The organism is Mesorhizobium sp. M0437, assembly GCF_040321335.1.
In the GTDB taxonomy this organism is placed as follows: Bacteria; Pseudomonadota; Alphaproteobacteria; order Rhizobiales; family Rhizobiaceae; genus Mesorhizobium.
Window position 1 is genome coordinate 35,246 of sequence record NZ_JAMYRK010000035.1, and the last position, 22,473, is coordinate 57,718.

General features: G+C 62.5%; 18 protein-coding genes. 7 read left to right on the top strand and 11 right to left on the bottom strand.

Translation table 11 applies throughout. The features are described from left to right. Nucleotides 1–170: 170 nt before the first annotated feature. The 3 genes from ehuB to ehuR all read right to left on the bottom strand — a co-directional run bounded on the left by ehuB (nt 171) and on the right by ehuR (nt 3,381). Entirely contained in the window at nt 171–1,022 is an 852-nt protein-coding gene (ehuB, locus tag NKI72_RS21225; RefSeq protein WP_023677200.1) for an ectoine/hydroxyectoine ABC transporter substrate-binding protein EhuB, read from the bottom strand. A gap of 65 nt (nt 1,023–1,087) precedes the next feature. Then, nucleotides 1,088–1,873: an ectoine/hydroxyectoine ABC transporter ATP-binding protein EhuA gene (gene ehuA / locus NKI72_RS21230; protein WP_023677199.1), complete on the bottom strand. Its 786-nt coding sequence runs from the start codon at nt 1,871–1,873 to the stop codon at nt 1,088–1,090. Nucleotides 1,874–1,995: 122 nt separating this feature from the next. Beyond that, nucleotides 1,996–3,381 carry a MocR-like ectoine utilization transcription factor EhuR gene (gene ehuR, locus NKI72_RS21235; protein WP_352832084.1) on the bottom strand — a complete coding sequence of 462 codons (1,386 nt, stop codon included), beginning with the start codon at nt 3,379–3,381 and terminating at the stop codon, nt 1,996–1,998. A gap of 82 nt (nt 3,382–3,463) precedes the next feature. On the opposite strand from ehuR, the gene NKI72_RS21240 reads away from it, so the two are divergent. The 5 genes from NKI72_RS21240 (at nt 3,464) to NKI72_RS21260 (ending at nt 9,481) form a co-directional block, all read left to right on the top strand. Beyond that, the gene (locus tag NKI72_RS21240; RefSeq protein WP_352473224.1) at nt 3,464–3,955 is read left to right on the top strand and encodes an Lrp/AsnC family transcriptional regulator; all 492 of its coding nucleotides are present in this window, start codon (nt 3,464–3,466) and stop codon (nt 3,953–3,955) included. Nucleotides 3,956–4,082: 127 nt separating this feature from the next. After that, complete coding sequence (locus NKI72_RS21245) at nt 4,083–5,576, top strand: NAD-dependent succinate-semialdehyde dehydrogenase (RefSeq protein WP_352850795.1); 1,494 nt, start codon at nt 4,083–4,085, stop codon at nt 5,574–5,576. Between the two features lie 35 nt (nt 5,577–5,611). Further along, on the top strand, nt 5,612–6,991 hold the full coding sequence (locus tag NKI72_RS21250; protein WP_352850797.1) for an aspartate aminotransferase family protein: 1,380 nt from the start codon (nt 5,612–5,614) through the stop codon (nt 6,989–6,991). 9 nt (nt 6,992–7,000) lie between these two features. Continuing rightward, the gene (locus tag NKI72_RS21255) at nt 7,001–8,149 is read left to right on the top strand and encodes an alcohol dehydrogenase family protein (RefSeq protein ID WP_352850799.1); all 1,149 of its coding nucleotides are present in this window, start codon (nt 7,001–7,003) and stop codon (nt 8,147–8,149) included. A 219-nt stretch (nt 8,150–8,368) separates the two neighbouring features. Then, nucleotides 8,369–9,481, top strand: a complete 1,113-nt coding sequence (locus NKI72_RS21260) for a nucleotidyltransferase family protein (protein ID WP_352679189.1) — start codon at nt 8,369–8,371, stop codon at nt 9,479–9,481. An 88-nt stretch (nt 9,482–9,569) separates the two neighbouring features. On the opposite strand, the gene NKI72_RS21265 is transcribed toward NKI72_RS21260, so the two are convergent. Next, complete coding sequence (locus tag NKI72_RS21265; protein ID WP_352850801.1) at nt 9,570–10,946, bottom strand: aspartate aminotransferase family protein; 1,377 nt, start codon at nt 10,944–10,946, stop codon at nt 9,570–9,572. A gap of 166 nt (nt 10,947–11,112) precedes the next feature. On the opposite strand from NKI72_RS21265, the gene NKI72_RS21270 reads away from it, so the two are divergent. Then, nucleotides 11,113–12,231 carry an NAD(P)/FAD-dependent oxidoreductase gene (locus tag NKI72_RS21270; protein WP_352683215.1) on the top strand — a complete coding sequence of 373 codons (1,119 nt, stop codon included), beginning with the start codon at nt 11,113–11,115 and terminating at the stop codon, nt 12,229–12,231. A 222-nt stretch (nt 12,232–12,453) separates the two neighbouring features. Then, complete coding sequence (gene ftsZ / locus NKI72_RS21275; RefSeq protein ID WP_023677189.1) at nt 12,454–13,461, top strand: cell division protein FtsZ; 1,008 nt, start codon at nt 12,454–12,456, stop codon at nt 13,459–13,461. 46 nt (nt 13,462–13,507) lie between these two features. On the opposite strand, the gene NKI72_RS21280 is transcribed toward ftsZ, so the two are convergent. The 7 genes from NKI72_RS21280 to NKI72_RS21310 all read right to left on the bottom strand — a co-directional run bounded on the left by NKI72_RS21280 (nt 13,508) and on the right by NKI72_RS21310 (nt 22,437). Further along, nucleotides 13,508–14,524 (bottom strand): phosphotransferase family protein, encoded by a 1,017-nt coding sequence (locus NKI72_RS21280; RefSeq protein WP_352473280.1) that lies wholly within the window; start codon nt 14,522–14,524, stop codon nt 13,508–13,510. Nucleotides 14,525–14,531: 7 nt separating this feature from the next. Further along, nucleotides 14,532–15,773 (bottom strand): acyl-CoA dehydrogenase family protein, encoded by a 1,242-nt coding sequence (locus NKI72_RS21285; protein WP_352850809.1) that lies wholly within the window; start codon nt 15,771–15,773, stop codon nt 14,532–14,534. 224 nt (nt 15,774–15,997) lie between these two features. Then, nucleotides 15,998–18,139 carry a beta-galactosidase gene (locus NKI72_RS21290; protein WP_352850803.1) on the bottom strand — a complete coding sequence of 714 codons (2,142 nt, stop codon included), beginning with the start codon at nt 18,137–18,139 and terminating at the stop codon, nt 15,998–16,000. A gap of 18 nt (nt 18,140–18,157) precedes the next feature. After that, the gene (locus NKI72_RS21295; protein ID WP_352743577.1) at nt 18,158–19,297 is read right to left on the bottom strand and encodes an ABC transporter ATP-binding protein; all 1,140 of its coding nucleotides are present in this window, start codon (nt 19,295–19,297) and stop codon (nt 18,158–18,160) included. Nucleotides 19,298–19,358: 61 nt separating this feature from the next. After that, nucleotides 19,359–20,210, bottom strand: a complete 852-nt coding sequence (locus NKI72_RS21300) for a carbohydrate ABC transporter permease (RefSeq protein WP_352452362.1) — start codon at nt 20,208–20,210, stop codon at nt 19,359–19,361. Then, complete coding sequence (locus NKI72_RS21305; protein WP_023677182.1) at nt 20,210–21,094, bottom strand: carbohydrate ABC transporter permease; 885 nt, start codon at nt 21,092–21,094, stop codon at nt 20,210–20,212. The genes NKI72_RS21300 and NKI72_RS21305 overlap by 1 nt, the downstream gene beginning before the upstream one ends. A gap of 71 nt (nt 21,095–21,165) precedes the next feature. After that, nucleotides 21,166–22,437, bottom strand: coding sequence for an ABC transporter substrate-binding protein (locus NKI72_RS21310; protein WP_352473206.1), 1,272 nt, complete (start codon nt 22,435–22,437; stop codon nt 21,166–21,168). Nucleotides 22,438–22,473 lie beyond the last annotated feature (36 nt).

A 22,473-nucleotide genomic window follows, 5' to 3' on the forward strand; every position in this document is an offset into this window, starting at 1 on the left:
GGGCTAAGCGTTTCCTCGCTTGGTGATCATTACAGAACGCCGGCGCCGCCCCTCATCCGCCTGCCGGCACCTTCTCCCCGTTATAGGGACGGGGAGAAGGGTGAAGCTCCAGCGTTGGCGCCCCCCTCTCCCCGTTTTTGACGGGGAGAAGCTAGGGTGAGCGGCACTTTTTACTTCGCCGAGCAGAGCTTGTCGCGGCTCGTCGACATTGCCGCCGCCGCCGAGAAGCCGTAAGGCTCGATGATCTTGGCGAACTCGCCGGACTTCTTCAGTTTCGCCAGCTCGACATCATAGGCGTCGCGCAGCGCTTCGTCGCCCTTCTTGAAGGCCGCGCCGTCGCAATAGACCGGCGCACCGACCACCGGCGCGATGACTTCGAGGTTCGGATCATTGGCTTTCTTGACCAGGTCGTTGATCGACAGCACGGGCAGCGAATAAGCATCGATGCGGCCGTCCTGCAGCATCTTCAGGCCGCTCTGGCCGTCCGGCACGACGATGACGCGCTCGCGCGGCACACCTGCGGTGAGCGCCAGCTTCTCTTCAGTGCCGCCACCCGGCGCGCCGATCGTGGCGCTCGCGTCCTTCGCGACGTCCTCGTAGCTCTTGAAGCCCTTCGGGTTGCCCTTCTTCACCAGCATCGCCTCGGCGTCGCACAGCACCGGTTCCGAATAGGCGACCGCAGCACAACGTTCCGGCTTCATGAACAATCCGGCGGTGACGACGTCGAAACGGCCGGCCTGCAAGCCGGGGATCATGGCGCCATATTCCGAGATCGAGGCGACGATATCGTTGACGCCAAGGCGTTTGAAGATTTCACGGGCAACGTCAGGCGCCGCACCCGAAACCTTGCCGTCGGCAGCGACCGCCGTATAGGGCGGCTCGTTGGCGATGGCGACGCGGGCAAAGCCTTGCGCCTTAAGCTCTTCGAGCTTGCTGTCGTCGGCCGAGCCGGCCGTCGAGGCGGCCAGCACCGCCGTCAGCGCAATACCGGCGACGCCGGCCAAAATGGCAAATTTCTTCATTGTTCCCAACTCCTTGTTTGTCTGTCTTCTTGGCTTGCTTGAGGCGTTGCCGCCTCGCATGGCAGTCAGACCCGATGTCCGGCCGCAATGATCTTCTTCAGGAAACCTTGCGTGCGCTCCTGTTTGGGATGGCGGAAAATCTCGTCGGGCTTGCCCTCCTCGACTATTCTGCCGCGATCGAAGAACAGCACCCGGTCGGCGAAGTCATGGGCGAAACCCATCTCGTGGGTGACCAGCAGCATGGTCATGTCGGTCTCGGCGGCGAGCTTGCGCATGACGTTGAGCACCTCGTCGACGAGCTCAGGGTCGAGCGCCGAGGTGACCTCGTCGAACAGCATGATCTTCGGCGACAGCGCCAGCGCCCGCGCAATCGCGACGCGCTGCTTCTGGCCGCCTGAAAGCTGCGCCGGCATCGCCTTGGCCTTGTCGACCATGCCGACCATGTCGAGCAGTTCCATCGCCCGCTTTTCGGCGGCGGCCCGCGGCACGCCTTTGGTCAGCATCGGTGCCAGCGTCACATTGTCGATGACGCATTTGTGCGGAAACAGATTGAACAGTTGGAAGACCATGCCGATCTTCTGGCGCATCTTTGCCAAATGCCGTTCATCGGCCGTCAGTAGCCGGCCGTTGCGCTCCATGTGGTACAGCTGTTCGCCGTCGACTTGGATGTGGCCGCTGTCGATACGCTCTAGCGTCATCAGGATGCGCAGGATCGTCGTCTTGCCCGAACCCGACGGGCCGATCAGTGCCAGCTTCTCGCCGGGCATGACTTGCATCGAGAGGCCGTCCAGCACCTTGAAGGTGCCGAAGCTTTTCGAAATGCCGTCGATCTTGATGATGGGCGCCGACAATGAATTTCCCGTGCTGGAGAAGCTATGCCTTTAACGATGCGGATCGCGGCAAATCATGTCAATCAAGAAAATAATATCATGACAATATTCCGAACTCCGCACAATTCCCCGCCATTTGTTGCCTAGATGGCAAGCAGGAGATGCTCGGGATCGCCGAGCAGAAGCTTGGTGACAACGCCGAGACCGGCACGCAGTTCCCCCTCCGTGGTCGAGCCCAGCGAAATCCGGACAGCGGGATGCCAAGGCATCTGCGAAATGCGAAACGACGTACCGGGCGCAATCGCCACGCCCTGCAGGCGCGCCTGGGACACAAAGCTTTCCTCGCCGCGATCCTCGGGCAGCCGCAGCCAGACATGCAGCCCGTCGCGATGAGCGCGATAATCCACTCCGGCAAGCACCTCGGCGGCGATGTCCAGACGCCGCCGCAAAGCCAGGCGCTGCCATCGAACGAGTTCCATCGCGGTGCCGTCGGTCACCCATTTGGTGGCGATCTCGGCCACCAGCGGCGTCGCCATCCAGTTCGAGACGAGGTGGCGGTTGGCAACTGCGGCGACATAACGATCGGGCGCCGCGAGATAGCCGATGCGCAGGCCCGGCACGACGATCTTGGTGAAGGAGGTGACGTAGAGCGTGCGCTCGGGCGCGAAGGCGGCTACCGGCGGCGGCCGGTCCTCGACCAAAGGGCCGAGGACATCGTTTTCGATAATGGCGATGTCATGCCTGCGCGCAACGGCGGCAATCTGTTCGCGCCGGCCGGCATCCATCAGGGTGGCCGTAGGGTTGATCACCGACGGCTGCACGAACACGGCGCGGATGTCCGACAGCCGGCAGGCCTCGTCCAGCGCTTCCGGGATCAGCCCATTGTCGTCGATCGGCAAACCCTCAAGGTTGAAGCCGAGATAACGCGCCAGCGGGATCAGCGTGTGGTGACCGATCGCCTCGGTGGCGACGGTCGAACCGGGCGGCGCTACGCTCATCAGCGCTACCGTCATACCGGCGGTGGCGCCGTTGGTCAGGCTGATGTTCTGCGGCGACGCGTCGAGGCCGCAGAGCCGCAGCCACTCGACACCCACCGCACGGTGGCGTGGGAACACCATGTTCGGCCTGAACGACAGCGCCGAGCTCGACGGCAGGTTTTCGGCGAGCCAGCCCAGTGCCTGCCTCAGCCGCTCCAGATGCATCGGTTCGCAGACCGGCTTCAGGATGGAGAGGTCGATGAGCTCGCCCAGCCGCTCCGGCAGATAGGGCGGCTCCGGCTCGCGGCGCTGCGTCTGCACGAAGCTGCCGCGGCCGACCTCGCCGGACACCAGCCCGCGGCGGATCAGCTCCTCATAGGCGCGGCTGACCGTCTGCACGGAAAGTTGCAGATCGTCAGCCAGTTGCCGGTGCGTCGGCAAGCGCGCGCCATTGGCCAGGCGCCCGTCATGAATGGCGCGCGCGAACTGGTCGGCGAGCGATTGATAGGCCGGCCGCCGGATAAGAGCGGGATCTGGTCGCCAAAATGTCATGACTTATTAGAGATCGAAATCAGTGCAATTGACAATCGAAATAATGCGCCGTCATGGTGTCCGGCACCGGAAGTGGGCGATCATGGCTGCAGCGAAACTCGATCCGATCGATCTGAAAATACTCGACGCCATCCAGCGCGACGGGCGCATCACCAAGCTGGCGCTGGCCGAGAAAGTCGGCCTGTCGCCGACGCCGTGCTGGATGCGGCTGCGCAAGCTGGAAAAGGCCGGCATCGTCTCGGGCTACCATGCCAGGATCGCCATGCGCGCCATCTCGCCGGTCGCTACCGTGCTGATGGAGGTGACGCTTGCCAGCCATCGCCAGGCCGATTTCGACCGTTTCGAGCGCGTCATCCGCGACATCCCCGAGATCGTCGCCTGCTGGTCTGTCGGCGGCGGCGTCGATTACCTGCTGAAGGTGATGGCGCGCGACATCGACGCCTATCAGCGGCTGGTCGACACTCTGCTCGAACGCGAGATCGGCATCGACCGCTACTTCACCTACATCGTCACCAAGACGGTGAAGGAGGAGAGTGTGCTGCCAGTGGCGGATCTGTTGCCGGCATCTTCCTGATACCGGAGAGATCGTCTGGCTGGGCAGGGCAATAGAGACAATCTCTCTACGTGCGGGCACGCAAATAGCCTCTCTGTTTGCGCGGCAGAGATAGTCTTGCGGCATCACCCGAACCGGGAGCCCGATGATGTCCGCACATTTTGCCCGCTCGCACCGCCATGAAGCACTTGATCGCCTTACCGACCGGCGGCTGCTGCGCGAACTCGCCTATGTCGCTGGCCACTGGACGGCGAGCGAGACCGCGGAGAGTTTCGAGGTGACCGATCCGGCCACCGGATCCACCGTCGCTTTCGTTGCCGCGCTCGATGCCCGGCAGACCACATTGGCGATCGATGCGGCATCGCGCGCCTTTCCTGCCTGGCGCGCATTGCTGCCGCAGGAACGGTCGAAAATCTTGGGAAAATGGTTCGATCTGATCGTCGCCGCCAAAAATGACCTGGCCATGCTGATGACGCTAGAACAAGGCAAGCCGCTGAAGGAATCGCGCGGCGAGATCGACTATGCCGCCTCTTTTGTCGAATGGTATGCCGAGGAGGCCAAACGCCTCAACGCCGAAAGCGTCACCAGCCATCTGCCAAATGCCGAGATGGTGGTGCGACGCGAACCGCTTGGTGTCGTCGGCGTCGTCACGCCGTGGAATTTTCCCGCGGCCATGCTGACCCGCAAGGCGGCTGCCGCCCTTGCCGCCGGCTGCACCATCGTCGCGCATCCTTCCTCGGAAACGCCGCTGTCGGCACTGGCGCTGGCCGAGCTTGGCGAACGTGCCGGCCTGCCGGCTGGCGTGTTCAACGTCCTCACCGGCAGGGCTTCGACCATCGTCGGGCGGATGTGCGAAGACCCGCGCGTTCGCGCCATGAGCTTCACCGGCTCGACCGAGGTCGGCAGGTTGATCGCCGCGCAGAGTGCGCCGACGATGAAGCGTCTGGTGATGGAACTTGGCGGGCATGCGCCGCTGATCGTCTTTGCCGACGCCGATCTCGACAAGGCGGTGAGAATAGCCGTCGACGCCAAATTTGCCACCTCCGGCCAGGACTGCCTCGCCGCCAACCGCATCTATGTCCAGCGTCCGCTCTACGATCGGTTCTGCGCTGCTTTCGCCAAACGCGTCGAGGCATTGCGGACCGGCAATGGCCTCGCTGACGACACCGAAATCGGACCCTTGATGCACGACCGCGCCGTCAAGAAGGTCGAGGAGCAGGTGGCCGATGCGCTCGCCAAAGGCGCGCGTTGCCTGACCGGCGGCAAGCGCCATCCTGCCGGGCCGCTGTTCTACCAGCCGACGCTGCTGGCCGATGTTGACGACGACGCCCTGATCATGCGCGAGGAGACCTTCGGTCCGGTTGCGGCCGTGACGCCCTTCGACAGCGAAGAGGAAGTCGCCGCCCGCGCCAATGCCACCGAGTACGGCCTGGTCGCCTATGTCGTCACTGAAAACGGCGGCCGGCAATTGCGCATGGGCCGCGCGCTCGACTATGGCATGGTCGCCATCAATCGCGTCAGGATCACCGGCGCGCCGATCCCGTTCGGCGGCGTCAAGCAGTCCGGCATGGGCCGGGAGGGCTCGCGTCACGGGCTCGAAGCCTTTACCGATCTCAAATATCTCTGCCTGGACGTGGCCTAGAACCGCGCCCGACACTTTTCCTCAGGAGTAAAAAGATGCTCGACCAGTCAAACGAACTCGCCGCCTGGGACCGCGATCACTTCTTCCATCCCTCGACCCATATGGGCACGCATGCACGGGGTGAATCGCCGACCCGCATCATCGCCGGCGGCGAAGGCGTCACCATCTGGGACAATAACGGTCGCAAGAGCATCGATGCTTTCGCCGGCCTCTACTGCGTCAATGTCGGCTATGGCCGTCAGAAGATCGCCGACGCCATCGCCGCACAGGCCAAGAACCTCGCCTATTATCACGCCTATGTCGGGCACGGCACCGAGGCATCGATCACGCTTTCCAAGATGATCATCGACCGCGCGCCGCAGGGCATGTCGAGGGTCTATTTCGGGCTCTCCGGTTCCGACGCCAACGAAACCAACATCAAGCTGATCTGGTACTACAACAACGTGCTCGGCCGGCCGGAGAAGAAGAAAATCATCTCGCGCTGGCGCGGTTATCACGGCTCCGGCATCATGACCGGATCGCTGACCGGCCTCGACCTGTTCCACAACGCCTTCGACCTGCCGCGTGCGCCGGTCCTGCACACCGAGGCGCCCTACTACTTCCGCCGTGCCGACCGCTCGCTGAGCGAGGAGCAGTTTTCGCAACACTGTGCCGACAAACTCGAGGAGATGATTCTCGCCGAAGGGCCGGAGACGGTCGCCGCGTTCATCGGTGAGCCTATCCTCGGCACCGGCGGCATCGTGCCGCCGCCGGCCGGCTACTGGGAGAAGATCCAGGCGGTGCTGAAGAAATACGACGTGCTTCTGGTTGCTGACGAGGTCGTCACCGGCTTCGGCCGGCTGGGCACCATGTTCGGCTCCGACCACTACGGCATCAAGCCCGACCTGATCACGATCGCCAAGGGCCTGACCTCGGCCTATGCGCCGCTGTCGGGCGTCATCGTGTCAGACAAGGTCTGGCAGGTGCTGGTGCAGGGTTCAGACAAGCTCGGCTCACTCGGTCATGGCTGGACCTATTCGGCGCATCCGATCTGCGTCGCCGCCGGCGTCGCCAACCTGGAACTGATCGACGAGATGGACCTGGTGCGGAACGCCGGCGAGACCGGCGCCTATTTCCGCGCCGAGCTGACGAAAGCCGTCGGTGGCCACAAAAATGTCGGCGAGGTACGCGGCGACGGCATGCTGGCGGCAATCGAGTTCGTCGCCGACAAGAACGATCGCGTGTTCTTCGACGCCTCGCATAAAATCGGGCCGCAGGTCGCGACCACCCTTGCGGCAAGCGGCGTCATCGGCCGCGCCATGCCGCAGGGCGACATTCTCGGTTTCGCGCCGCCGCTCTGCCTGACGCGGGAAGAGGCCGATATCGTCGTGTCGAAGACGGCCGACGCGGTGAAGAGCGTGTTTGCAAACATCTGAAGAGCCGACATGAATGCCATGACCAAAACCCTCCCCGCCACTATGGCCGCCGTGCAACTGATCGGGCACGGCGGACCGGAAAAGCTCGTCTACCGCACCGACGTGAAAGTCCCCTCGCCCGCGCCGGGTGAAGTGCTGGTCAAGGTCACTGCCTGCGGCATGAACAACACCGACGTCTGGGTGCGCCAGGGCGCTTACGGCACCGAGGAGGATGCCGCGGCGGTGTCGACCTGGCGTCGTCAGGGCAACACGCTGAGCTTCCCACGCATCCAGGGCACCGACACGGTCGGCAACATCGTTGCCGTCGGCGACGGCGTCTCGCCGGCCCGTATCGGCGAGCGGGTGATGGTCGACTTCTCCATCTACAACCGTGACGACGATTCACTCGCCGACATCGACTATATGGGCCATGGCCGCGACGGCGGCTATGCCGAATACCAGGCGGTGCCTGCAGAGAATGCCCATGTCGTCGATACCGATCTGAGCGACGTCGAGCTTGCCACTTTCTGCTGCGCCTATCTCACCGGCGAGCAGATGCTGGAACGCGCCGCATTGAAGGCCGGCGAGCGTGTGCTGGTCACCGGCGCCTCGGGCGGCGTCGGCTCGGGCATCGTGCAGCTGGCGCGGGCGCGCGGCGCCATTCCCTATGCGGTTGCCGGCAAGGGCAAGGAACAGGCCGTGCGTGACATCGGCGCCGAGGCGGTGATCACCCGTGGCGTGGCCGACCTGCCGGCAGCCGTTAACGAGGCGACCGGCGGGCGGCCAATCGATGTGGTGGCCGACCTGGTCGGCGGCGCCATCTTCAATGACCTCTTGCGCATCTTGAGGCCCGAAGGCCGCTACACCACGGCCGGCGCGATCGCCGGCCCGGTCGTCCAGCTCGACCTGCGCACCATGTACCTGAAACAGCTCCAACTGCATGGCTCGAGCCAGGGCACGCGGGCGGATTTCCGCCGCATCGTGCGCTACATCGAGGAGAAGAAGATCCGGCCGCTGGTCGGCGGCGTCTACAAGCTGTCCGATTTCCATCGCGCCCAGGCCGATTTCATCGCCAAGGATTTCGTTGGCAAGCTGGTGGTCGTGCCGGATGCGGTCGCCAAAATAGCGCGTCGACCAAAAACGCCTATCACAGGCTCGGGCCGTTCGCAGACGCGGTGAGGTCGAGCGCCACATCCAAGCAGCGTTTTCGTGATGGCTTTGTTTATCTGAATGAGCAAAACCCATTCTGATTTGGCTGCACGCCGGCGACAAGGATTCCTGACCCTCTCCTGCGGCGTTATAAGGTTTTCGCGATTTTCTTATAACACCCGCTTGCGTCCCTTGAGGTCATGCCGCTATAAGAGAACCGCATTTTTCTTATAACCGGAGCCGCCCGACATGAAGACGGTCGACCTCGTTTACCGCACGATGTATGCGGAACTCGTCCAGCGATCCTTGGACGCAGCCTTCGAAACCGATTTCCCTACGACGGGCAATCTCGTCAAGGTGCCCGTCAAGGGCAAGGTATACTGGTATTTCGAGGAAACGCAGCCGACGAAAACGCGACGGTATGTCGGGCCTGACAGCGATCCCGAGATTGCAAAACGCGTCGAATCCTTCCGTCAGATCAAGGACGACCTTCGCGCCCGCAGGAAGTTGGTATCCACGCTCGTGCGCGAGGCAGGGCTGACAGAACCCGAAAGGTTCACCGGGGATGTCGTCGAGGCGCTGGGGAAGGCTGGCATCTTCCGCTTACGCGGCGTCCTGGTCGGCACAGTCGCCTTTCAGTCCTACGCGGGCTATCTGGGCGTGAAGCTGCCCGGTGCAGCGTTGCAGACGGGCGATGCAGACTTCGCCCTATTCCATTCCGTGTCGGCCGCGGTCGAGGACAGCCTGCCGCCCATCCTCGAAATCTTGAGGGAGATCGACCCAACCTTCAGGGAAATCCCTTACAGATCAGATCCCGGACACGCGACGCAATTCGAGAACGCAGTCCGATACAAGGTCGAGTTCCTTACACCGAACACGGGCAGCGATGACTACGCCGATCATGCAACCTCGATGCCGTCTTTGGGCGGTGCATCCGCGCAGCCTCTTCGGTTTCTCGATTTCCTGATCCACGAACCAATCAGAACTGTGCTGCTGCATCGATCGGGAGTGCCTGTCGTGGTACCGTCGCCCGGACGATATGCGGTTCACAAGCTGATCGTTGCCTCGCGCCGACAGAACAACGCAAACGGCGTGGGCAAGCGGGAAAAGGATGTCCGCCAGGCAGCACTTCTGGTCGAGGCACTGGAAGCTACCCGTCGCCAGGACGATCTCGCCGTCGCGTTTTCGGAAGCGTGGGACAGGGGGAAACATTGGCGTGAAGCGATACAAAAAGGACTTGGCTTGATTCCCCAGAAACAGCGTGGCGACGTCGAGGCGACGATCGTCAACGCACTTTCAGGAATCGGCGAGGAACTGGAAGGATTCAGCGGCTCATCTGCGAAAACAAAGCACGGAGACTAAACGGCAGCAACGGGTGTGGAGGGTAACCTTCTGCCAGCCGTCGCCGAGGCGTTTTTGTTTTCAGGTTTCAAAAATCGACTTTGCCTATTCAGCTCTGCGATCGGATCTGCTTGACGGCAGCCTCGAGCGACCGTTCAAACGCGTCGATCACCTGGTCGACCTGCGGCTCGGTGATGATCAGCGGCGGGCAGAAAGCCAGCGCATCGCCCATATTGCGCGAGATGACGCCGTTCTGCTGCATGAAGCCGTTGACGAGCCCGCCCAGTTCACTGGTCTTCCCCCACGGCGCCTTGTTCGCCTTGTCGCCGACCAGTTCGACCGCCGAAATCAGGCCGATGCCGCGCACCTCGCCGACAAGCGGGTGCGAAGCGAGCGTGCGCAGCCGCTTCAGCATATGCGCGCCGACCGCACGCGCATTGCCGACAAGGTCGCGCTCCTCGATCAGCTTCAGGTTCTCGAGCGCGACCGCTGCCGCAACAGGATGGCCGCCGCCGGTGAAACCGTGGCCGAAGGTGCCGATACGGTTGCTTTCGTCGGCGATCGGCTCGAATACCTTGTCATTGATCAGCAGGGCTGAGATCGGCAGGTAGGACGAAGAGATCTGTTTCGATAACACCATGATGTCGGGCCTGATGCCGAAGGTCTGCGAGCCGAACATCTCACCAGTTCGGCCAAAGCCGCAGATCACCTCGTCGGCGATGAGCAGGATGTCGTATCTCGACAGGACCGCCTGTATCTTCTCCCAGTAGCCCGCCGGCGGTACGATGACGCCGCCGGCGCCCATGATCGGTTCGCCGAAAAAGGCGGCGATGGTTTCCGGTCCTTCGGCGAGGATCAGCTTTTCCAGTTCGTCGGCAAGCCGCGTCGAAAACAGCTCCTCGCTTTCACCCGGCAGCGCCTCGCGCCAATGGTGCGGCGTCGAGGTATACAGCACATTGGCAATCGGCAGGTCAAAGGAAGTGTGGTTGTTGGGCAGTCCGGTCAGGCTTGCCGAGGCGATGGTGACGCCGTGATAGCCCTTCTTGCGGCTGATGATCTTCTTGCGCGCCGGCTGGCCGAGCGCATTCGACCGGTACCAGATCATCTTCATGGCCGTATCGTTGGCCTCGGAGCCGGAATTGGTGAAATACGCCTTGCTCATCGGCACCGGCGCCATCTGCACCAGTCTCTCGGCGAGATCGATCAGCGGCGAATGCGATTTGGAGCCGAAATCGTGATAGTAAGGCAGCTTCGACATTTGCCGTACTGCCGCATCGACCAGCCGCTTCTCCGAAAAGCCGACCGCGACGCTCCAGAGCCCCGCCATCGCCTCGATATAGCGGTTGCCGGCAAGGTCCTCGACATAGATGCCGTCGCCCTTCTCGATGACGAGCGGCCCCGACTCCTGATGCTTGCGCGCATTCGTATAGCCATGCATGTGAAAGCTTATGTCGCGGGCTTCGGGTGAATTCGGTCGTGCGTCCATGACGGCTCCTGATGCTGACGCGGAACAATCCTGCCGCCGGTCCGGCTCGGCAGGTCCCCGTGCGTTATGCCGTTTGATGCATCTTTCTCGAACGGTATAGTGTCAAGCGCTTTCGGCAGGGCCAGCGGATGGATGGACGCATGCAGAACTTCGGCTTGACCTAACCGTGGACCATGTCGACTGCATTGTCGCCGGCGCCGGCGTTGTTGGCCTGGCGATCACGCGAGAGATGGCGCAGCGCGGCATCGATACGCTGGTCCTGGAAGCCGAGAACGCTATCGGCACCGGGACAAGCTCGCGCAATTCCGAGGTCATCCATGCCGGCCTCCACTATCCGGTTGGATCGCTGAAAGCCCGGTTCTGCGTGGCCGGCCGGGAAAGACTCTATCGCTATTGCGAGGAGCGGGCGGTCCCACACGCGCGCTGCGGCAAGCTCATCGTTGCCACAAGTGCCGAACAGGAGCCGGTGCTCGCCTCAATCCGGGCCAATGCACGCGCTTGCGGCGCCGGCGACCTGTTGCGCTTGAGCGAAGCCGAGGCGCATACGCTGGAGCCCAGCCTTAAGTGCACGGCGGCGCTGCTGTCGCCCGCCACCGGCATCATCGACAGCCATGCCCTGATGCTCGCCCTGTTGGGCGACGCCGAGGAGCACGGGGCGGCACTTAGTCTCAACACGCGCATCGCCTCCGGCCGCATCGAAGCAGGCCGCGTCGTGCTCGAGACGGTGGACGCTGCCGGCGGCGAGCGCTTCGAGATCGCCACTCCGCGTTTCGTCAATGCCGCCGGGCTTGGCGCCGCAGCACTTGCCGGTTCGCTTGAAGGGCTCAATCAGCAATTGGTGCCAAAGCTCCATTATGCCAAGGGCAATTATTTTTCGGCGGCCGGACGGGCGCCGTTCTCGCGATTGGTCTATCCGGTGCCCGAACCCGGCGGGCTCGGTGTTCATCTGACACTCGACCTTGATGGCGTCGCCCGCTTCGGGCCGGACGTCGAATGGACCGATCAACTCGACTACCGCGTCGACCCGGCTCGTGGCGAGCGCTTCTACAGCGAGATCCGCAAATACTGGCCGGACCTGGCCGATGGCAGCCTGCAACCCGCTTACAGCGGCATCCGGCCAAAACTGTCCGGTCCCGGTGAGGCCAATGCCGACTTCGTCGTCCAGGACGTGGCGGTGCACGGCGTGGATAGCCTGGTCAACCTGTTCGGCATCGAAAGCCCCGGCCTGACCTCCTGCCTGACGATTGCCGACCACGTCGCGCAGTGCCTCGCGCCGAAGTTGTAGCGTGCGGCGCCCCGCGCCGCGATCTGCACTGTATCAAGGCGCATTGCGTGAACTTTCAGACGCAAGTCGCCTATGAGGCACATCGCGCACTTGCAGCCCGCTCCGCGCTCTGATTCCCTGCATTCTGGGGCTGTCCTGATTCGCACTGCCCGGTTCAGAGTTTTCGCAGTGCGCCCGGGACAAGCTTCCAGCGACCACTCGGCGTATCCAGGGAGAACGGCAATGAACACCGCGACGAGGCCGGTAATCTCGGAGATGAGGCCCAAGATCACCGTCGTCGGGGTCGGCGGCGGCGGCGGCAACGCCGTCAACAACATGATCGCCGAAGGCCTGCAGGGCGCGGAATTCATCGTCGCCAACACCGATGCCCAGGCCCTTGCCATGTCGAAGGCAACGAGGCTGATCCAGTTGGGCGCTCATATCACCGAAGGTCTCGGCGCCGGGTCCCTGCCCGAGGTCGGCCGTGCCGCGGCCGTGGAATCCATCGACGAGATCATGGATCACCTTGCTGGAACGCACATGTGCTTCGTGACCGCCGGCATGGGAGGCGGAACCGGCACTGGTGCCGCGCCTGTTATAGCACAGGCAGCGCGGGCAGCCGGAATACTGACCGTTGCCGTCGTCACCAAGCCATTCGTCTTCGAAGGCAGGCGCCGCATGTACGCTGCCGATGAGGGCATCGAGCGCCTGCGCGAAAGCGCCGATACCGTCATCGTCATTCCCAACCAGAACCTGTTCAGGATCGCCGACGCCAGAACCACGTTCGCCGACGCCTTCGCCATGGCCGACCGGGTCCTCTATGCGGGTGTCGGCTGCATCACCGATCTGATCGTCAAGGAAGGCCTGATCAATCTCGACTTCGCCGATGTGAAGTCAGTGATGCGCGACATGGGCCGCGCCATGATGGGAACCGGCGAAGCCGCCGGAGAAGGCCGTGCCAAGAAGGCAGCGGAAGCGGCAATCGCCAACCCGCTGCTCGACGAAGCTTCGATGATGGGCGCCAAGGGCGTCCTTGTCTCGATATCGGGCGGCATGGACATGACGCTGTTCGAGGTCGACGAAGCCGCTACCCGCATCCGCGAGGAGGTCGACAACGATGCCGACATCATCGTCGGCGCCATCTTCGACAAGGCACTCGCCGGAAAATTCAGGGTATCGGTCGTGGCGACCGGCTTGCGGCGTGGCCTGGAGATTCCACTGCTTGCCGAACCGGAAGTTCGCATGAACTGAACAGCGTTATCGCGTGCGGTTCGCTCAGCTGATTGCCAGCCTCGCGTCACCACGGCCGCGCGCCGTCGATGACTTCCATGGCGCGTGCAGCAAAACGGCCGGCCAGGGGTGCCACGTCGGCCGCATCGGCCGCAACCGCGCTGCCGGCCAGCACGCGGTCGGCGATGCCGACGAAGATCACGGCAAAGCGGAACATGGCAAACACCAGATGGAACCGCTGGAGCGGCGCCGTCGGCACGGCGTGGGCGAAGTAATGATCGAGGAATTCGCGCTGTGTCGGAATCCCGAGGGCTGCCTGATCAAGGCCGAGGATGCCGCCATATTCGTCCGATGAGGAATGCCAGGGCATCGAGCAGAAGCCGAGATCAGCAAGCGGATGGCCGAGGGTCGATAACTCCCAGTCGAGTATGCCGATCACCTCGGGCCGCTCGGGATGGAAGATGAGATTGCCGAGACGGAAATCGCCATGCGCGATCGAAACGTGGCCGTCATCTGGCGGAAGATGTCGCGGCAGCCATTCGGCGACGGCTTCGAGCGCGGTAATGCGCTCACTCGGCGATTCCCGCAACTGTCTGGTCCAGCGCGCGATCTGTCGCTCAAAATAGTTCCCGGGACGGCCATAGTCGCCGAGCCCAACCTCTTCCGGCCGGACTGCGTGCAGCTTTGCCAGCGCCTCGGCCATGCCGAAATAGATGCCGCGCCGCTCGTCCGGCGCCAGTCCCGGCAACGCGCCATCGTGGAACACCCGGCCGTCGAGCCGCTGCATCAGATAGAACGGCGTGCCGAGCGGCTCGTCGCCGTCGTGATAGAGCACCGGCCGCGGCACCGGCACCTTTGTCGATGCTAGCGCCTCGATCACCCGGTACTCGCGATCGACCGCATGAGCGCCGCGCAGGATCGGTCCCGGAGGTTTCTTGCGCAGAACCATGCGGCGGCCGCCATAGTCGACGAAATAGGTCGGGTTGGATTGGCCGCCGACGATCCGCTCAAGCGACATTTGGCCATCGCCAAAATGCGCTCTCAGAAAATCCTCCAGGCGTACCGGATCGAAATCCATCCTCATTGCCGGCTCAGCGGTTCCCGCCGCGACCTGTTTCGTCTTGTCTGCCGGCTTCGACATGCCAGCGCCAGAAGCCCACACCTTCCTCGTTGAGAAAGCGGTTGAGCACCATCTTGTGGACCTCGTCGGCGCCGTCGACCAGGCGAGCCTGGCGGGCGTAGCGGTAGATCCATTCGAGTACAGTGTCTTTCGAATAGCCGCGGGCGCCGTTGATCTGGATCGCCACGTCGGCGGCGTCATGCAGCACGTTGGCGACCTGGATCTTGGCCATGGAGACCTCCTTGCGGGCAAAGCCACCGCGATCGAGCTCCCAGGCCGCCTTCATCACCAGCAGCCGCCCGATCTCGATGCGCATGGCAAGGTCGCCGAGCAACAGCTGGATACTCTCACGGTCGGCCAAAAGCTGCCCGAAACCGCTACGCTCGGCGGCATAGGCGCGCGCGATCTCGATGCAGCGCTTGGCAAGACCGAGCCAGCGCATGCAATGGGTGAGCCGCGCCGGACCGAGCCGGACCTGGGTAACCCGGAGGCCGCTGCCTTCGCCGGCAAGCACGTCCTCGACCGGGACTTCCAGGCCGTCGAACTCCAGCTCGCAATGGCCGCCATGTTCTTCCGGTCCCATGATTTCGATGCGCCGCACGATCCGCCAGCCCGGCTGGTCCTTGTGGAACAGCAAGGCCGAAAGGCCGTGACGCGGATCGTCCGAAGTGCGCGCAATGAGAATGAAGTGGCTCGCCTCTTGCGCGCCGGTGATGAACCATTTGCGGCCTGTGACGACATATCTGTCGCCACGCCGTTCGGCTCTGGTCATGATCATCGACGGGTCGGAGCCGCCGCCCGGGTGCGGTTCCGTCATTGCAAAGGCCGAGCGCACCTTGCCCTCGACGATCGGTTTCAGCCATCTTTGCTTCTGCTCAGGCGTTCCCAACCGTTCCAGCATCATCATATTGCCATCGTCGGGGGCCGCGGAATTGAACACGACCGGACCGAAGATCGAGCGGTTCATCTCTTCATAGCAGACGGCCATATCCACCTTGGAAAGGCCGGCCCCGCCGGTCTCGGGTTTGAGCTGCAGGCACCACAGGCCGGCTGCTTTCGCCTTGCCGCGCAGCGTTTCAAGCAGCGGCAGTGCAATATTGCCATGGCCGTCATAGCAAGCCTTGTCAGCCTCGAGCGGCAGGATTTCGCGCTCGACGAAATCGGCGATCCGGCTGCGGAAGGCCTCGGTTCGGACGGAAATGTCGAAATTCATGGCGCTCACAAGGATGAAACGAGATGCCGCCATCGGCTCCGATGGTCGCGCCGGTAGTGTAACTGCCGTCGTTGAATGGGAGCAACAGCAGTTCGCCGGCCGTTCCTTGCGCACGTCAAAGCGCCGGGTTCGATATGGATCGATGCCGGCGTGCTGCCGATGCCGGTCGAATTCCAGGATCAAAGAGTGCTCAGGTTTCGTATCGCTAACGTCCGCGACAATGCTCAGATCAATTCGAGGACAGCGCAGCCATAGCCGTCCAGCGTCAACACTCCGGAGACAGGTCCTTCGCTATCGAGCAGGTTGCTGCCGAAGGGAACGCCGGTTACCGTAACGGGCGTGTCTTTGACGTTTTGCACGAACAACAGCCGGCGTTCGTCATTCTCGCGCATTGTGACCTCGACGCCGTCCGGCAGATCCGGAACCAGAGGCTCCACATTCGCATCCACGAAAGTGCGCGTAGCGAGTTGAGCTGTCAGCTCCGGCGTTAGATAAGTGCCGACATAGAGCACACGGCCCTTGCCGACGGCGCGGGAGGTAATAGCAGGCGTTCCTGCCGCGTAGCGGTTCGACCAAACCCCTACAATTTCGACTTCCGGTTCGACTGCGAGGTTCTCATAGAAATAACCGGCATCGAACTCGTGGTTTCCGACGGTGAAACGACGGATACGGCGGCTGGATTCGGCCGGTCTGTCGGGAGGAATGACGAGCCCGCCGGAGCGCGACATGGTATTGAACAGGCCATTGGCCCCAGGTGCCGCCAGCCGCCCGAAATCCTCGACGCGAACGCCGGTCAGCTTCGACAGCGAATGGCCCGGCGCTGTCTCGCGGATGACGTGGTTGTTTTCGTCGCGGGTTCCCGTGCGCGCGCCGATGATGACGGTACCGCCATTTTCGGCAAAGACTTGCAGCCGCTCGGTCCAGCTGTCCTTCCAGATCACCCAATGCGGCACGTAGAACACCTTGAGCTTCGACAGATCGTCTTCCGGGTGGATGAAGCCGCAGGCGATGCCGCGGTCATAGCAATACTGATGCAGCAAGGTTGCATCATCCTGCGGACTTGGCAGGCCGATGGGGAAGGTCTTGTGGGCTTCCTGATTGTCGAAGTCCGAGCCGGCGATGCCGACATCCATCCGCACATGGGTGCCCAGGATCTTGTCTTTAAGCGCCGTCATCTCGGTGGCGAACTGCCTGGCTTCGTCATAGCGGCGGCGAGCGACATCATCGTGGTCGATGATGCCCATCCAGTATATCTCCGCACCGAAATGCGCGGGGCGCCAGCGGAAGAACATGATACCATCGGCGCCACGCGCAACCGACGACATCGCCATACGTCGCATTTCGCCCGGCTCCGGCGTCAGCGTGCAGAAGCCCGGCTGGGCGCCAAAGCCCGACTGTTGTTCCGGCACTATGTAGTTGCCGGAAAATCCCCTGCAGATGTCGAGATGCAGCGCCTGGATTTTGGCGTGGTTGCCTAGGCGAAAGAACTCGTCATAGAGGAACGGATAGATGTCGTAGCCGACGAAGTCGAGATCGGTGGAGAATTGGCCGCGAAAGTCGATGTCACGCAATCCGCCGAGATTGTGGAAAATGAACCAACTGGCATTCGCTTTTCTCAGGATCTCGACCTGGTCGTGCTGGAACCGTGCTGTCGAAAAGGCGAGAAAACGGTGGTAGTCCTGGAGGTGACCGGGACCGGGAAAGGACGGGGAAAAATCCAGCGGGAAGACAATTTCGCTGAAATCGCCGTAAGCCGTCGCCCAGAAATCGCCACCCCAGGCGAAGTTCAGCCTGTCTATCGTCTTGTGGGTTTCCTGGAGGTAAGCCTGGAATTCCTTCAATGCCGACGGCGAATAGGATTCCGGCATGCTGGTGTTGAGTTCATTGTCGGTCTGCCAGCCGATGACATTTGCGTTGTCGCGGTAGTGGTCCGCCATCGCCCTGGTAATCTTGCGGCTGTAGTCGCGAAACACCGGGCTGCTGGTGTCGGCATACTGGCGCGAGCCGTGGCCCATCGACCGGCCATTTCCATCAAGCCGCAGGATTTCCGGATGTTTTGCCGTCAGCCAGCGCGGCGGGGTGGCGGTCGGCGTGCACAGGATCGTGTTGACGCCGTGACGCGCGAGGCGCTCGATTGCCCGGTCGAACAGGTCGAAATCGAAGGTGCCTTCACGCGGTTCGAAAATGTGCCAGGCGAATTCGCCGAGGCGGGCGACGTTGAAGCCGGCCTCGGCCATGCGCCGGGCGTCGTTGTCCCAGTAACTCTCGTCCACATGTTCGGGATAGTGCGGCGCGCCGACCAGAAAGCGGTCGGTCTGGATCGTGCGCCAGACCGACAGGGCGCGGCCTCTTGAAGTCTTGTTCACGAAGGATACTCCTGCAGATCAGTCGGTGATGGTGGATTTGCGGGCACTGATTGTCCGCTCATCGACAGAGGAAAAGAGATAGACGTCACGCGGCTCGACCTTGAAGCCGACGGTCGCGTCGGCAGCGACGGCACTCGCATGGCCGATCTGGACGGTGACGTTGCCGCTGCCGCTTTCGGAACTGACGCATTGCAGCGGGCCCGCGTCGGCATAGAGGATGGTCTCGCGGCCGAGATGCTCGACCAGCCGCACCCGTGCTGCAAAACTCGCTGTCCCTTCCGCGGCCAAGCTGATGCTCTCCGGCCGAATCCCCATCGTCACCCTATCGCCGACCTGTACGGATGCCGCTTCCGTCAGTTCGACAGTCAAAGGAGAAAGACCGGCGGTCGACAGCGTGGCGGCACCGCCGGAGACAGCGGCGACGGTCACTTCGAAAAAATTCATCCGGGGTGCGCCGAGGAAGCCCGCGACGAAGAGATTGGCCGGATTGCGGTAGAGTTCGAGCGGAGCGCCCACCTGCTCGACCGAGCCGCGATTGAGCACGACGATACGGCTCGCCATTGTCATCGCCTCGGTCTGGTCGTGCGTGACATAGACCATGGTGGCGCCGAGCCTGGCGTGCAGATCGGAAAGCTCGACGCGCATCTGCGTGCGCAGCGCTGCGTCGAGGTTGGACAATGGTTCGTCGAACAGGAACACGTCGGGCGAGCGGGTTATCGCACGGCCGATCGCCACTCGCTGACGCTGGCCGCCGGAAAGCTGTTTCGGCCGCTTGTCGAGCTGGTCGGTAATGCGAAGGATCTTGGCGGCTCGCAGCACGGCGGCATCGATCTCGGCCTTGGGGCGATGCGCCATGCGCAGGCCGAAACCCATGTTCTCGGCGACGGTCATATGCGGGTAAAGCGCATAGGACTGGAAGACCATGGCAATGCCGCGCTCACCCGGCTCGGTGGTGGTGACATCACGGCCGTTGATCAGAATCTTACCGGTCGAGACGGTTTCAAGCCCGGCGATGATCTTCAACAGCGTTGACTTGCCACAGCCGGACGGCCCGACGGTGACAATGAACTCGCCCTGTTCGACGCTGAGATCGATGCCGCGCAGCGCGTGGTAGCTGCCATAATTCTTTTGTATCTGCCGGAGTTCAAGACTGGTCATGGAGCCCTGCTTGCGAAATCAGTTTCGGATCGGGTGGGCGACGCCTTGAAGTCATGGTCGCTCATCCCTTGACCGCTCCCATGGTGAGGCCGGTGATGAAGTGCTTCTGCATTAGGAAGAACATGGCAACCGGCGGCAAAGCCACGACGATGGTGCCAGCCGAGATCAGGTTCCAGGCCGAGACCCATTCGCCGCGCAGGTTGGCGAGGCCGGCGGTTACCGGTTTGACGGTATCGCTGATGGTCAGCACGACCGCCCAGAAATAATCGTTCCAGATAAAGGTGAAGAGCAGGATGGCCAGCGCCGCGAGAGCCGGCCGCACCAATGGGACCACGACATGTACCAATGTCTGAAACGGCGTCGCGCCCTCGGCCCTGGCGGCCTGAAACAGTTCTCCCGGCAAGGCGGCGATGAAGTTCCGCATGAACAGTGTCGCAAACCCGGTCTGGAAGGCGATATGGAAGATGATCAGGGCCGCCATCGTGTCGTAGAGGTTGAGCCGCACCATGAGATCGCGCACCGGGATCATCATGATCTGGTGCGGCAGGAAGTTTCCGCCGACGAACAGGGCGAAGACGAGCATATTGCCGCGAAACCGGTAACGGGCGAGCACGAACCCGGCGAGCGTGCTCAAGATGAGAACGCCCATCACCGAGGGGATTGTGATCGTCAGGCTGTTGAGGAAGTAGCGGGCCATGGGCGTCTGGGTGAAGACCGCCGTGTAGTTGTCGACCAGGCCGAATTGGGTCGGCCAGCCCCACAGATTGCCGCCCATGACATCCTGTGTAGAGCGGAACGAGGTAAGGATGATGGCAAAGAGCGGCGCCAGCCAGACAATCAGGATGCCGACCACCAGCACGACATAGAGGCCACGCTGCCAAATAGCAGTCTCGGGAATCGGGCGGGGAAACATCAGCCGCCTCTTTCATCGGCGCGGATCATCCGCGTCAGGTACCAGGCGATGAAGACCGCCATGATCACGAACAGCACCGAGGCAATGGCCGCGCCATAGCCGAAGCGGTAGGAAAATATGGACTGCTCGAACATCTGATAGGCAAGCACCTCGGACGAACCGAAGGGGCCGCCGCTGGTCATCACCGAGACCATGTCGAAGGAACGCAGTGCGCCGACAACAGTGACGGCGATGGCGATAAAGGTGACCTGCGTCAGCTGCGGCAACACGATGTGGCGCAGCATGTTCCAGCCCCTGGCGCCGTCGACCCGCCCGGCGCCGATCAGGTCCTCGCTGAGATTGTTGAGGCCGGCGAGATAGAGCACCATGCAGAAGGCGATCTGCGGCCACAACGCTGCGATCACGACGGCGAAGGTGACGAAGTTTTCATCCGACAGCACTGCCGGGGCGGTCGCGCCGAAGGTGCGGAAGATCAGGGCGAGAAGTCCGAATTCCGGCGTATAGACCCAGGTGAAGACAACGCCGACGGCAACCGAAGCCAGCACCAGCGGAATGAAGAACAGCGATTTGAGCAGGCGCATGCCGCGGATTTTCTGGTTGACGAGCAGCGCGATGGCGAGGCCGAGCGGCGGCGCCAGCATGAACATCACCAACCAGATCAGATTGTTCTTCAGCGAAACATAGAACTGCGGGTCGGCGAACAGTTCGCGGTAGTTGCCGAGGCCGATCCAGACCATCGGGCTGAAGCCGTCCCATTCGTGCAGGCTGATCCACAGGCTCTCGACCGCAGATGCCAGAATGACGACGGAAAACAGCACAGCGGCTGGCAGGATCAGAAGTGTCGGTGTCAGCCACCAGCGATGGCGGCGCCAAAGCTTCGTCATTTTGGGAGACCTCATTCACGGAAAGCATCAGGGAGCAGAGTACGAACCCCGCTCCCCTCCGCTGGGAGGCGCTAGATCTTGAAGATCCGGCGACGGGTTCCCTCGAGACGCTGAAGAATGGCGTCCCGGCGCTCCGGCTTGGCCATGAATTCCTGGAAGCCGACCAGGCCGGCCTGGGCCATGTCGGGATCGGTGTCACGGTCGTAATATTGCGACGTGCCGGCCACCGTCTTCAGGCTTTCCACAGCCGCGTTGACCAGCGGGTCCTTGCTGGCCGGAAGGTCGTTGCGCGGCGGAACGTTGCCGCCGGGTTCCAGATAAGGGCCGAAATTTTCCGGCTGGTAGAAGAACGCGAGGAACTCGCGGGCACCCGCCTTGTTCTTGGCGTTGGCCGGGATGTGGACCGAATTGACCGAGAATTCTTCGTAGCGGTCGAGGGCGCCGTCAATCTTCGGGAAAGGGGCGAATGTCAGCTGCTCGAGATCCTGCTCAGGGAAAGTAGCTTTCACGAAGGCACCGAGGTTCATCATGCCGGCCTTCTTCTGGGCGAGGAAGGCGCCGGCCTCCTGCCAGCCGAACGACGTCTGATCCGGTGTGAAGAAACCCTGCTTGATCAGCTCTTCCCAGTGGTCGAAAACAGGCGTCAGCGCCGGGTCGGTGTAAGCCATCTTGCCATTCATCAAGGCAAAGTGCTTGTCGAGACCGTTGATCCGCAGGTTCATCTGGTCGAACCATCCGGCCGCCGGCCAGAGTTCCTTGGTGCCGATGCTGACGGGAATAAGGCCGGCAGCCTTGGACTTCTGGCCGTAAGCAAGGAATTCGTCCCAGGTCGCCGGCACCGTCAGTCCGTGCTCGGCAAAGACGTCCTTGCGATAGAACATGCCCCACATCGTGCCGCCAGTCGGCAGGCCATACTGCTTGCCGTCGACAGTGACGGCACCGGTCGTGGCACCCAGCACGTCCTTGTACTTTTCCTTCTCGAACAGATCCGAAATGTCGTCGAACAGGCCGCGAGTGACGAAGGCGCGCATGCGGTTTCCGGAGAACCAGAAGCAGACATCCGGCGCGCCGGCGACAAGGTAGTTGCGGATCGCGGTCTTGTGGGCCTCGTGATCCATATTGTTGATCACAACCTTGGTGCCGGACTGCTTCTCGAAGTCGGCCGCGATGCGCCGCAAGATCCGCAGGGCATCGGCATTGTTTTCGTCGGAAATGATGGTGACTTCGCTCGACTGGCTGAGTGCCGGCATCGGGAAGCCCGCGAGGGCTCCAGCGGAAATCCCCCCAGCTCCCTTCAGGAAATTGCGCCGCGTCGACGGCTTTTCGATCCACTTGAACGTCATTGTTACTCCTCCCGTGTTGTCAATTCTCTACTGGCA

Coding starts and splice junctions, on each gene's coding strand:
- NKI72_RS21310 (WP_352473206.1), bottom strand. CDS start 22,437: ATGACGTTCAAGTGGATCGAAAAGCCGTCGACGCGGCGCAATTTCCTG.
- NKI72_RS21285 (WP_352850809.1), bottom strand. CDS start 15,773: ATGAATTTCGACATTTCCGTCCGAACCGAGGCCTTCCGCAGCCGGATC.
- NKI72_RS21295 (WP_352743577.1), bottom strand. CDS start 19,297: ATGACCAGTCTTGAACTCCGGCAGATACAAAAGAATTATGGCAGCTAC.
- ehuB (WP_023677200.1), bottom strand. CDS start 1,022: ATGAAGAAATTTGCCATTTTGGCCGGCGTCGCCGGTATTGCGCTGACG.
- NKI72_RS21260 (WP_352679189.1), top strand. CDS start 8,369: ATGAAGACGGTCGACCTCGTTTACCGCACGATGTATGCGGAACTCGTC.
- NKI72_RS21255 (WP_352850799.1), top strand. CDS start 7,001: ATGAATGCCATGACCAAAACCCTCCCCGCCACTATGGCCGCCGTGCAA.
- NKI72_RS21240 (WP_352473224.1), top strand. CDS start 3,464: ATGGCTGCAGCGAAACTCGATCCGATCGATCTGAAAATACTCGACGCC.
- NKI72_RS21305 (WP_023677182.1), bottom strand. CDS start 21,094: ATGACGAAGCTTTGGCGCCGCCATCGCTGGTGGCTGACACCGACACTT.
- NKI72_RS21245 (WP_352850795.1), top strand. CDS start 4,083: ATGTCCGCACATTTTGCCCGCTCGCACCGCCATGAAGCACTTGATCGC.
- ehuR (WP_352832084.1), bottom strand. CDS start 3,381: ATGACATTTTGGCGACCAGATCCCGCTCTTATCCGGCGGCCGGCCTAT.
- NKI72_RS21250 (WP_352850797.1), top strand. CDS start 5,612: ATGCTCGACCAGTCAAACGAACTCGCCGCCTGGGACCGCGATCACTTC.
- NKI72_RS21265 (WP_352850801.1), bottom strand. CDS start 10,946: ATGGACGCACGACCGAATTCACCCGAAGCCCGCGACATAAGCTTTCAC.
- NKI72_RS21300 (WP_352452362.1), bottom strand. CDS start 20,210: ATGTTTCCCCGCCCGATTCCCGAGACTGCTATTTGGCAGCGTGGCCTC.
- ftsZ (WP_023677189.1), top strand. CDS start 12,454: ATGAACACCGCGACGAGGCCGGTAATCTCGGAGATGAGGCCCAAGATC.
- NKI72_RS21280 (WP_352473280.1), bottom strand. CDS start 14,524: ATGAGGATGGATTTCGATCCGGTACGCCTGGAGGATTTTCTGAGAGCG.